Origin of the sequence: Halobacillus sp. KGW1 (assembly GCF_001592845.1) — a bacterium.
Lineage (GTDB): Bacteria > Bacillota > Bacilli > Bacillales > Halobacillaceae > Halobacillus.
This window is the reverse complement of record NZ_LSOC01000004.1, coordinates 288847-300058: the sequence shown is the minus strand read 5'-3', so window position 1 is coordinate 300058 and position 11212 is coordinate 288847. Positions and strand designations below refer to the sequence as shown.

General features: G+C 47.7%; 9 protein-coding genes. 3 read left to right on the top strand and 6 right to left on the bottom strand.

Features of this window, described 5'->3' with window-relative positions; all coding sequences use genetic code 11:
- Positions 1–81: 81 nt before the first annotated feature.
- A complete protein-coding gene (locus AXG56_RS16365) occupies positions 82–1383 on the top strand; it encodes an aldehyde dehydrogenase (RefSeq protein ID WP_062515708.1) in 1302 nt (433 codons plus the stop codon).
- Between the two features lie 95 nt (positions 1384–1478).
- On the opposite strand, the gene AXG56_RS16360 is transcribed toward AXG56_RS16365, so the two are convergent.
- Complete coding sequence (locus AXG56_RS16360; protein ID WP_008634020.1) at positions 1479–2654, bottom strand: iron-containing alcohol dehydrogenase; 1176 nt, start codon at positions 2652–2654, stop codon at positions 1479–1481.
- A gap of 143 nt (positions 2655–2797) precedes the next feature.
- Here AXG56_RS16360 and AXG56_RS16355 point away from each other — a divergent pair, with 143 nt between their 5' ends.
- Positions 2798–3514: a hypothetical protein gene (locus AXG56_RS16355; protein ID WP_062515490.1), complete on the top strand. Its 717-nt coding sequence runs from the start codon at positions 2798–2800 to the stop codon at positions 3512–3514.
- Between the two features lie 41 nt (positions 3515–3555).
- On the opposite strand, the gene AXG56_RS16350 is transcribed toward AXG56_RS16355, so the two are convergent.
- The 5 genes from AXG56_RS16350 to AXG56_RS16335 form a co-directional block, all read right to left on the bottom strand.
- Entirely contained in the window at positions 3556–4725 is a 1170-nt protein-coding gene (locus AXG56_RS16350) for a DUF4317 domain-containing protein (RefSeq protein WP_062515488.1), read from the bottom strand.
- A 100-nt stretch (positions 4726–4825) separates the two neighbouring features.
- Positions 4826–5935, bottom strand: coding sequence for an endospore germination permease (locus tag AXG56_RS16345; protein WP_062515487.1), 1110 nt, complete (start codon positions 5933–5935; stop codon positions 4826–4828).
- Complete coding sequence (locus AXG56_RS19565; RefSeq protein ID WP_161484932.1) at positions 5935–6102, bottom strand: hypothetical protein; 168 nt, start codon at positions 6100–6102, stop codon at positions 5935–5937. The genes AXG56_RS16345 and AXG56_RS19565 overlap by 1 nt, the downstream gene beginning before the upstream one ends.
- Entirely contained in the window at positions 6086–7285 is a 1200-nt protein-coding gene (locus AXG56_RS16340) for a Ger(x)C family spore germination protein (protein ID WP_062515485.1), read from the bottom strand. Before AXG56_RS16340 ends, AXG56_RS19565 begins: the two co-directional genes overlap by 17 nt.
- Complete coding sequence (locus AXG56_RS16335) at positions 7282–8781, bottom strand: spore germination protein (protein ID WP_062515483.1); 1500 nt, start codon at positions 8779–8781, stop codon at positions 7282–7284. Before AXG56_RS16335 ends, AXG56_RS16340 begins: the two co-directional genes overlap by 4 nt.
- 162 nt (positions 8782–8943) lie before the next feature.
- Between AXG56_RS16335 and AXG56_RS16330 the strand changes: the two genes are divergently transcribed.
- The gene (locus AXG56_RS16330; RefSeq protein WP_062515481.1) at positions 8944–11199 is read left to right on the top strand and encodes an ATP-dependent helicase; all 2256 of its coding nucleotides are present in this window, start codon (positions 8944–8946) and stop codon (positions 11197–11199) included.
- Positions 11200–11212 lie beyond the last annotated feature (13 nt).

The window sequence follows — 11212 nt, the reverse complement described above, 5'->3', positions numbered from 1 at the left end:
CACGCTCTGTTGGTCATTCACACAAAACGAGGCGGCTGGAACCGGCTGCCTTTGAATAGAATGATGAGAGGAGAATACATCATGGAAAACTATCAATCACTGCTTGAAAAACAGAAAGCCTTTTTCCGGACAGGACAGACGAAGTCCGTTGAATTCCGTAAACAGGCGTTGAATAAATTGAAGAACCTCGTCACAGCGAACGAGCAGAACATTCTTGATGCGCTGAAAGCGGATCTTAATAAACCGGAAGTAGAGGGGAAACGGGCGGAGATCGGTCTCGTTGTATCGGAAATCGACTTCATGCTCGAGCACCTGTCGGATTGGACGAAGCCGGAGGAAGTTCCTACGCCTGCGACACATGAGGGAGCGTCCAGCTTCATTATGGCTGATCCATATGGAGCGGCCCTTGTCATTGCGCCTTGGAATTATCCGTTCCAGCTTGCATTGAACCCATTGGCGGGAGCGATCGCTGCAGGGAATACAGCCGTCTTGAAGCCATCCGAGCTGACACCGAACACGTCGCATCTGCTTGCAGCCTTGATCAACGACCATTTTGACGAGGACTATCTTCGTGTCGTGGAAGGGGAAGTAGAGACAAGTACGGCGCTTCTGAAAGAAAACTTTGATTATATTTTCTTCACTGGCAGTACCGGTGTCGGCCGCATCGTTGCAGAGGCGGCAGCCAAGCATTTGACTCCTGTGACACTGGAGCTCGGCGGCAAGAGCCCTGTGATCGTGCACGAGGATGCCGATCTTGATGAAACGGCCGCACGGATTGCACGCGGCAAATATGCTAATGCCGGACAGACATGTGTCGCACCGGATTACGTGCTTGCACACAGCCGTGTGAAGGATGAACTCATTGCTAAAATCAAACAAGTGATCACGAACAACTACGGGACGGAAGTATCTGCGGACACTTTCCCTCACGTGGTCAGTGAACGACACTTCGATCGTCTGCAAGGGTTCCTGGATAACGGGACGTTAGCGGCAGGAGGCGGGTCTGACCGTTCCCAGCTGTTCATTGAGCCGACGATTCTTGATAATGTCTCCTGGGATGATGCGGTCATGCAGGATGAAATCTTCGGACCGATCCTTCCGGTGCTGACCTATGACGAGCTTCCGGAAGCGGTGGAGAAAATTATGGATCGTCCCAAACCGCTCGCTCTCTACCTGTTCTCTGATGATGAAGGGGTTCAGGATGACGTCTTCGGCAATCTGTCCTTCGGGGGCGGAGCGATCAATGATACCATCAACCATATGACGTCTCACTATCTTCCGTTCGGCGGTGTCGGTGACAGCGGCATGGGCGCGTACCACGGAAAAGCGAGCTTTGATACGTTCACTCATTATAAGAGTGTGTTGAAACGCTCGAACAAATAAAGAAGGAACGGGAGGACCAATTCATTGGTCCTCCTTTTTTTCGTGACAAAAAGCCATGGCGGTAGAATGATCCGCCATGGCTTTTGTCTGCATTTTTATAACGATGCTTTCAGGATGGAAAGGATGTCCTCTTTGTTCAGCTTGCGGAAGTTGCTGAATCCGCCGTGCTGCATTTCTTTCGCTGCAATCTCTGCTATTTCTTCCAGACGGTCTTCGCCGATTTCATAGTCGGCGAGGCGCGATGGGGCACCGAGACTGGACCAGAAGGCGCTCAGCTTATCGACTCCTTCCAGTGCAATTTCTTTATCGGTTTTACCTGTCGTATCGATATCGAACATCGCAAGCATCACTCGCATCATCCGTTCGGCATCATGGTCGACAACGTGGCGCATCCAGTTCGGGAACAGGATGGCGAGTCCACCGGCGTGAGGAATGTCATAGACAGCGGATACCGCATGCTCGATGGTGTGGGAAGCCCAGTCTCCGAAATAGCCCATTTGCAGGGTTCCGTTCAAAGCGATGGTACCGGAGTAAAGAATCGTCTCCCGGTGCTCGTAGCTTTCCAAGTCTTCCAACAGCTTCGGAGCTGTCTCGATGACGGTCTGCAGGACAGAGAAGCACATACGGTCCTGCAGCTTCGTGTTGGAGACGTTGTGGAAGTATTGCTCGAACACGTGACTCATCATGTCGACCATCCCGTAGATCGTTTGGTCGCGCGGGACGGACATCGTGTGGACGGGATCTAGAATAGAGAAGGCAGGGTGGGTGACCCCGGGGCTTCCCCATACGTATTTTTCATTTGTCTCCCAATTCGTAATGACAGAATCCGGGTTCATTTCGGAACCGGTCGCAGCCAAGGTAAGCACCGTTCCGAACGGAAGGGCTTCCTCAGCTGTCACTTTCTTATTGATGATGTCCCAAACATCTCCGTCATACGCTGCGCCGGCAACAATTGCTTTGGTACAGTCGATGACGCTTCCTCCGCCGACGGCAAGCAGGAAGTCGATGTTCTCCTGATGGCAGATTTCGATTCCTTTTCTTACCGTGGAAAGACGAGGGTTCGGTTCGACTCCGCTCAATTCGGAAATGGTGACATCGAGTTCCTTCAATTGTTTCACGACTTGATCGTATAAGCCGTTCCGCTTGATACTACCGCCACCATAGACGAGGAGAATGTTCTTGCCGTACTTAGGTATTTCCTGTTTCAATGCATCGAGCTGATTTTTTCCGAAAATCAGCTTCGTAGGATTGTGATAGGTGAAATGGTTCATGTTATTTGTACCTCCTGTATAGTTGACATAATCTATAGGAAAGATTCCAGTATAAATCTTGTAAGATTATCTAACAAGGGACGATGGAATCAGAGATGTGGTAAGGTACACTTAGGAAGATAGGGATAAAAGGGGGAAGCAGCATGAGGGATGTAAGTTTTGTTCCTTTAGGAGAAGGACGGGAGCTTGTGATCAGCTCGGATAATGCAGCGTTTATCGGTGAGAAGGAAGCGGATGAGGTAAAAGCTCCTTATGAAGTGGTGGCCGAGGCGCTGTTCCGTGTCGCTTATATGGAAAACAGGGCGGTCGGTGCTGATCCTGTATCGGTGATTTTGTACGATTTCTCCGGTGGAGAAGGGTGGCGGAGGATTTCCGGCGCCATTGAAGAGCTGGGGAAGAAAACGGGGTATCATCTTCCGGTTACAGGGAGTACGGAATCGAACTTTCCATTGCCTCAGTCCGCCTTTGCTATTGCCATTCTTGGACAGGTGAATTCCGAAAGTAAGAAAGTGAGGAAGACACCGAAAACCGCCAAATTTGCCGTTATCGGTGAGCCATTGGTCGGAGAAGAGGTACGGACGAAGCGTGAATCCATTGCTCCGCTTCATTTGTTCGATCAACTGCTTCAGTTGGACGGGGTCTATGAAGTGCTTCCTGTAGGGTCCAAGGGAATTGCCGGTGAGACGAGGGGATTGTTGGAGGACAATAACCTTTTGTCGGATGTCTCCTTCCACTGTGATTTGGATATCGAGAAGTCAGGCGGTCCTGCTACGTGCTTTGTCGTTACATATAAAGAGAAGGAAGAAGCGAGGATTCGCGCATGCTGCAAAGGTTTGTTCCATCCTCTATATGTTTATTGAAAAAAGCACGCCTGCCGCAGAAACGGCAGGCGTGCTTTTTTTTATTGGTCTCCGAATGCTTCCGGAAGCATTTTAAAACCTTCGATTTCCGCATCTTCTTCAATTTCGATCATGATGCACCGTTTTCCTTTATAGTTGACCTGCCGGACGTATTCCAAGTCCTGCGGGCTGATGGATATGTTGGCGACTTTTGTGTTGATCTTAATCGATTTTGACTTGTAGCGTGGCACGATGCTGCTTGCTTTCAGCTCATAAGCCCCATCGTCGGTAATTCGTTCAAAGGCGCTTTTCACCTTCTCGGAATCGACCTGCTCCCCGCTCTGGGATAGGACACGCTCAACGTCTCTGTAATCCAGTTTCGGCGCCTCATCTTCTTCGTTCTCTTCGACGACGCGGTTGATCTCGCCGTATACGCTTGCAAGAGTGGAAGGGTTAAGCTGGTTTCCGACAACATCTTTAATGACTTCTTCGAATACGGCTTTATCCTCCTTCGCCGTCATAATCTCTTCTCCGTTCAACACGTCCTCGATGAAGGTGTAGTCCGGTTCGTTGGCTTTACCGGCTGCGTAAAGGATGTGATTAACGTCGGCAGCACCGTCTGTAATGCATGGGAACAAGAAGCCGGTCATCGGATTCTTCAAATCGATGACGGGGTCCACTTCGATTTTATATTTAAATTCCTTCTCTATGTAGTCGAATTGGATCGCTTTCTTCGGTTCCTCCGTCCGGTTGACGCTGCAGAGGAGGAAGGGGTTCGAATAAACGGTATCCCGTTCGCTTTCCTCCGCCTCTTCGTTCCTTGCCTTCATCGGCTTTCGGTATTCCGCTCGAATGAAGGTGATGACGGTGTCTTTTTCATTCGGTCGGTCGCGAATCATCTTCTCTGTCATGGCCAGCATCTGCGCCTTCCAATCTTCTACGTCCGTACTCAGCAGTCCTTTATGGAGAAGGAGCTGGGTGTGATCTTCCGCCTCGCGCTGAAACTTCAATTCGAACAGCTTCTCATCAAGCTGCCCTGTCAGCAGTTTCTTGAAATTGTTCATGAACAGCTCCTGCTGATCCTGATCGAGCAGATCAAAGGGCTGACTTTGATGATGATAAATGTCCGTCGATTCCTTCATAATATATACATTGAAAATATCGGATATTTTCAATAGGTCATTTTCTACTTTTAACTGCCTGCGAATACCGGCAATATCTTTTTTATCCATCCGTTGTCCACTCCTAATCAGGCTGTGATTTCTCTATTTTATCACAGCGTTCTAATCAGGGTAACGAAAGATGTACAGGAAAAAGACCAGCTGAAACTGGTCAATTCCCTCCTTTACTAGTGGACAGAGAAGGCGGCTTTGTTCGAAAAAGACCGATGGTGAAGACGAGGATCAACACACAATAGAAAGTAAACCAGTACAACGTCCAGGTGCTGGTAACGAATTCTGTGAAATCCGTAACGGTCTTATGAAGGTGGTTGCTCATTGCCCAAATGAGAATGGCTGTTGGAAGAATGAAGGGCTTATAATTATTGGAGCCGGACAAGTGCTGAAAACCGGCCATTATGACAAGGAAACAGATGGATATTTTAAAGAACAGTCCGACAAGCCAGGCGAGAGCGATCAATATTTCTCCTCTTTCAATAATGCTCGACAATTTGACATCACGAAGAACCGAATACGTCGGGTACGTTTCCCGTGCGACGATGTAGGCACCGTCATTGCCGACGATAAGGAAGACAGCTGCTGTAAGGACTAAACCGGCAGAGCCGATAGCTGCAAGATGAATGGTCATGGCCCTTTTTTTTACAGCGACATAGTGCATGAAATTGCCCAGTAGCAGGGATTCGATGAAGGGAAATCCCAGGGTGGCATACGTTCCTTCGAAAATGTCGCCAGGCGGTGTGTGGAACATCGGTTTGAGTTCTATGAATTGAAAATCCTTGATTACCAGGAAGACTGATATGAGTACGGTCAGGATAATGATAGGGGTTAACAACTCGCTTACTAAAAATAAGTTGTTCATCCCATAGAAGACAGTAAGCATACAAAGGGACAAAATTAATAGTTGAAACGTCCATGGATGAGCATTCGGAAAGACACTTGCAACCATGAAGTTACTTAAATTACGGACTACCATAGCAGCTAAATGAAAAGCATAAAAGATCAGCACCAGGTTAAGGATGGTGCCGACCCACTTCCCGATGGACCGGTCGATCAAAGAAAAAAGGGTCGGGTATTGGTGTTTTTTCAACAGCTGCAAGTAGAGCGCATTTAGCAGGACACCGATGATGACAGCGAAAAGCATCGAGATCCACCCATCTTGCTTAGCTGCTGTTACGGTAAGTGCCGGAGCCATCAGAATCGAGCTGAAGATGATGAAGTTGGTGACAATGCTGAAAAGCTGGTATTTAGTGATTTGTGTATTCATCATGGACCTCCGAACCATGTGTGATAAACGGGCAGATAGACAGCTTTCAACCAGTCGGTAATCGGGAACAGCTGTTTATCAGATAGAAATCCAAAGGTGTAATAACTCGTGAAAACCCAAAGACCTGCCACCCACCATGTTTTCTTTGATTTAAGATTCATCTTCATTGTTATCCACCCTTGCACCCGGGGATTCCATAAAGACGCGGATGTTCACTTTGATTTCCATTTCCGCATACAATTGTTCCCAGTTGTCTTTCATTTGTTCCCATTGTCTCGTGTCGTTACGGTACAAGTGGTTCTTAATTCCATAGTAATCCAGGTTTGATTTTTTCGCGTTTTCCAAGGCTTCAAGGAAGTCTTGTTTCAACGATTCCTTAATCCAATTCTGTAAGCTGGATATTCCATCTTGACTGGCCAGAGATGGAGAGCAGGTGAGACCATCAAGAATGACGCCGCCCTTCAAATCGACGTGATAAACAATTCTGCCGTCTTCCAACTTTGGTTCGGCTTTTATGTTCCTTTCTTTCAAAAGAAAGCTGATGGATCCTTCCCCTTCCGGACATGCAATCGTATAGGGAGCAGGCGAACTCGCAGTATCCGTCAAGAAGGCAAATGTTCTCGTATCCTTTATACTCAACCATTCTGTCAAACGGCTTTTATTAAAGATACCCAGACTTGTCAAACGAATGGCGTTCATATTCCCATCAATATTATTCAGCGTATCCAAATTCGATGATGAATGGGTATCGACCTTCTCGACTCCCATGGCTGCGCCTGCGCGATCATCACCGTACACCCACTTGATAAAATCTTCGAGCTTGATTCCGTCCTCCATCGTGTTTGCCCCTCCGGTAATATTAAACATGGATTCCATGGTAAAGACGGAAGAATTCTCGATCGGTGTGAACACATTCATGATGGACTCCGCCGAGCTTTCTTTGGCTACGAATAGTAAGTAACTGTCCCTGAGTTGATCCTGACGTTCCAGGTAGTTGACGATATCCTTCAATCCTTTGTTACGCGCAAACGCTTCTCCAATAACTAGTGCTGTCACATGAGAATAAAACGGCTGTCTGCCGAGAATGGAATGGATATTCGAAAATGCCTCTATGATATTTTTCCCTTCGCTGGTGAAGGTGTAGTTCGGACTCTGACTCGAGCTTCCTCCTTCCATCCCGCTTTTGCTTCCATGAGGGTTGACGGCACGGAAGATAAGTTTGACATTTCCATCCTCTGATTCATCGATACCAATACCGGTCAAGACGAGCAGCTCATCCAACTCGTTTTGAGCATTGCATCCGCATAGGAGAAGGAAGAACGTGCAAAGGAGAAGAAGTTTCTTCCTCATTGATTCTGACCCCCGGATTTATTTTTACGGCTGGACCACCATAAGGGGAAACGAATAAAAGTATCTTTCAATCCGCTGACGGAAAGCGGCGCGAAAGGAGCCATGAACGGTCTTCCGAAAGAGTTTAAAGAGACGAGATGGATACACATAGCCAGGGTGAAAATAAGCATACCGAATACTCCGGTAGTAGCAGCGAAGATCATCAATACAAAACGTAAAATCCGTACAGAACCGGCCAGAGAATAGTAGGGGCTCACGAAGCTTGATATGGCGGTCAAAGAGACGACAATAACGATAGCGGGAGATACGAGCCCTGCCGATACTGCAGCGTCCCCAATAACGATTGCTCCAACGATAGATACCGCAGGGCCGATCGGGCGGGGCATCCGCAACCCTGCTTCGCGAAGGATCTCAAAAACGGTTTCCATAATTAATGCCTCCAGCAATGCCGGAAAAGGGACACCCTCCCGTTGTGCTGTCAAACTGATTAACAGGTCCGTCGGGATTAATTCCTGGTGAAAAGTCGTCAGAGCAATGTATGTGGCCGGTAAAGTGAAGGCGACCCAAAAGGCTAAAAAGCGAATAACCCGGACAAACGAAGCCATATCAAACCGGTTATAATAATCTTCAGCCGTTTGGAAGAAGGAGATGAAGTTAACCGGCCCGATCAGTGCAAACGGGGTCCCTTCCATAAGGATTGCTACTCTGCCTTCGGTGATGGCGGAGCAGACGACATCCGGCCGTTCTGTGTTGGTCAGTGTAGGAATGGGAGAGTAATGGTTGTTATCAATCAATTCTTCCAGCATTCCTGATTCATATATTTCCGGTGGTTTAACGGAGGAAATCCGTTCAATTGCAATTTCCAACGCTTTCTTATCCACCAGCCCTTCTACGTAAGCGATAATAACTGGTGTTTTCGTAACTTCTCCTACTTTAAATGTCATAAAACGGAGGGCGGGGTTCATAATTCTTCTCCGTATCAATGTCGTGTTTATATTCAAGGTTTCAACGAACCCTTCCCGAGGCCCCCGAACCATTAACTGTGAGCTTGGCTCTTCAATGGACCTTGTCTGCATTCGTTGATCAGCGATGATATAGGTATCCTTTCGTCCCGCGACAAGAAGAATGACGTTTCCAACCAGAATCTGATCGATAAGGTTGGAGAAAACAGCTGTCGTACTGAAATTCTTTGGCGTCTGTATGTGTTGCTGAAAGTCCTTTTTCATAAAGTCTTCCGGAGACTTGTTCTCTTTGAACCACTCCATCAGCGGCAGGACGACGGTAACATCCAAATCATCTATGTTGATCATTCCATCAATATAAAGAACAGCAAATGCATTATGTTTAAAAGCATATTTTTTGACGACCAGGTCAAGAGGGTTTCCAAGGCATTGTTCAATTTGACGGATATCCTTCAATAATTCACCGGAAAGCTCATAGTTATCTACCGCTTTCTTTGCGATGTCTGCCGGAATTAATGGTTGCCCTTTACCCATGGTAGCCCTCCCATTCTTTTACATTATTATGGTTAGTATGGAGGGATACAGCGTTTCTATACGATAAAGCTTGGAGCGAATAAAGGAAAATACGTGGTGGATGTATAGAGCTGTAGAAGCTATAATGGAGGATGGCTTTTTTGTTACGGAGGAAAGGAATAGATGGAAGAGGGGACTTCGGCCTTCTTCCATCTATTTTTTCTTGCTGAGTATATAGAAGAAAGGAACACGATCATGGACTTCTTTACACGAATGGAAGAACAGACGGGCGTCCGCTTAAATGATGTCCAGAAACAGGCGGTGACCCACACAAACGGACCGCTTCTTCTGCTTGCGTCCCCAGGGGCAGGGAAAACGACGACCCTTAATATGAAAATCGGTTATTTACTACTGGAGGAGCGGGTGAGACCGGAACAAATTCTTGCTGTCACCTTCAGTAAAGCATCTGCGAGGGACATGGAGGAGCGTTTCGATCGATTCTTTTCCGGGATGACGGATCAGAAAGTCCATTTCTCAACCATTCACAGCTTTGCGTATCAGGTGGTTCGGGAAGTTCTCAGGAAGCGGGGCGAGGACTTTCAATTGATCGAAGGGAGCGTCAGTGAGGAAGAATGGAAGAAGGGCTTCGATGGCCCGGACGTTCCTCTTCATAAGAAATTCATTCTGAAGCGCCTCTTTGAAGAGCGGAACGGGGCTGCGATTACAGAGGAGGAAATGGATGAACTTATGACGTATATCAGCTTCGTTAAAAACCGGATGGTGGAAGGGAAGGAACTGGAAAGTGTCGACTGTACCGTAAAGCATGCGTCCGATATTTACTTAGCGTATGAACGTTTTAAGAAGACAGGTGCAGAGAAACGGCTGCTCGACTTTGATGATATGCTGACTTACGGCTATCAACTGCTGTTGGAAGAGAACGACATCTTGAAGAAATACCAGCAGAGGTTCTCTTACCTTTTAACAGACGAGAGTCAGGACAATTCGGTCGTGCAGCATGAAATCATCGAACTTCTGGCAAAACCGCAGAACAATCTGTGTGTCGTAGCAGATGATGACCAGTCCATCTTCATGTGGCGCGGGTCTGACGTGACGAAGCTGCTGCAATTTGAGAAGGCGTATCCGGAAGGAACGGTCATGACGATGGCACAGAATTATCGTTCCTCCAAGGAAATTGTCCAAGCTTCCAATCAATTCATCAAGCGCAACAAGAACCGTTTCCAGAAAGAAATGTTCACAGAGAATCCTTCCGGGAAACCAGTAGAAATTAAAGCGTTGAAAAACTATGAGGAGCAGTTGAATTATGTGACGGAAGAAATCAGGAAAAGCGGCTCTGCCGAAGAGGTCGCGGTCTTGTACCGGAATAACGCTTCCGCCGTCCCACTGGCGGATAAGCTGGACCGCGCGGGAGTTTCCTTTTATATGAAGGACATCGACGCCAAGTTCTTCAGACACTGGGTCGTCGAAGATATTCTTAATTTCCTGCGATTTTCTTACAACGATGGACGCGTCGATGTGTTGGATCGGATTCATACGAAATTTAACGGATATATATCGAAGAAGCAGGTTGCTTACTTAAAGAGGGCAGGGGGCGGTTCTGTCTTTGATAGGCTTCTTGACACCAATATTCCATCTTATCAGGAGAAGAATTTAAAGCTTGCGAAGAAACATTTCCACGCCATCAATGAAATGGAACCGGACAAAGCAATCCGGACAATCCGCGAAAAGCTCGGCTACGATCATGCCCTGCAAAAAATGGTCGAGAAGTTCGGGTTCCAGGCGGAGCAGTTGTTCGGGATCCTTGATACGCTGGAGGAAATTGCTCAGGGCCTCGGGTCGTTAAAGGGCTTCGCAGATCGCTTGAAAGAATTGGAGCACCTGATTCAAACGTCCAAGTTCAATAAAGGGACAAGCCCGCTTACGCTCACAACTTTTCACAGCGCGAAGGGACTGGAGTTCGACAAGGTGTTTATGATTGATTTGATCAACGGGGTCGTGCCTTCCAAAGATGACATGGAGCGGTACCGAAGTCAGGATCAGGGGCCGATGGAAGAAGCGGTCCGACTCTTCTATGTAGGGATGACGAGAGCGCGGAAGGACTTGCAACTGCTGACATACAGCTACAAAGGAAACGAGCGCGTGACGGAATCGCTCTTCGTCATGAACGTCCGCAGAATCATCCAGCCAGGGGGTTCGACTGTTAAAAAGAGACCGAAGCATGCGGACGTTGACTTATCCGATGAACGGCTGCTTACGCTTGATGAGGTCGAGATCGGCAGACGGATTGTTCATAAGAAATTCGGGACAGGGATCATCAAGGCCTATGGAGGAGATCAGATCGGAATTGAGTTTCATGGCGCTGGTTATAAAGAGCTGATGCTTGCCTTCTGTCTGGAGAACGGGCTCCTGCAGAAAGAATAGGATTCCTTGTACT

Bases quoted from the DNA above. Each gene is read 5' to 3' on its own strand.
- AXG56_RS16350 (WP_062515488.1), bottom strand. From the start codon at position 4,725: ATGGATAAAAAAGATATTGCCGGTATTCGCAGGCAGTTAAAAGTAGAA.
- AXG56_RS16360 (WP_008634020.1), bottom strand. From the start codon at position 2,654: ATGAACCATTTCACCTATCACAATCCTACGAAGCTGATTTTCGGAAAA.
- AXG56_RS16345 (WP_062515487.1), bottom strand. From the start codon at position 5,935: ATGAATACACAAATCACTAAATACCAGCTTTTCAGCATTGTCACCAAC.
- AXG56_RS19565 (WP_161484932.1), bottom strand. From the start codon at position 6,102: ATGAAGATGAATCTTAAATCAAAGAAAACATGGTGGGTGGCAGGTCTT.
- AXG56_RS16335 (WP_062515483.1), bottom strand. From the start codon at position 8,781: ATGGGTAAAGGGCAACCATTAATTCCGGCAGACATCGCAAAGAAAGCG.
- AXG56_RS16330 (WP_062515481.1), top strand. From the start codon at position 8,944: ATGGAAGAGGGGACTTCGGCCTTCTTCCATCTATTTTTTCTTGCTGAG.
- AXG56_RS16365 (WP_062515708.1), top strand. From the start codon at position 82: ATGGAAAACTATCAATCACTGCTTGAAAAACAGAAAGCCTTTTTCCGG.
- AXG56_RS16355 (WP_062515490.1), top strand. From the start codon at position 2,798: ATGAGGGATGTAAGTTTTGTTCCTTTAGGAGAAGGACGGGAGCTTGTG.
- AXG56_RS16340 (WP_062515485.1), bottom strand. From the start codon at position 7,285: ATGAGGAAGAAACTTCTTCTCCTTTGCACGTTCTTCCTTCTCCTATGC.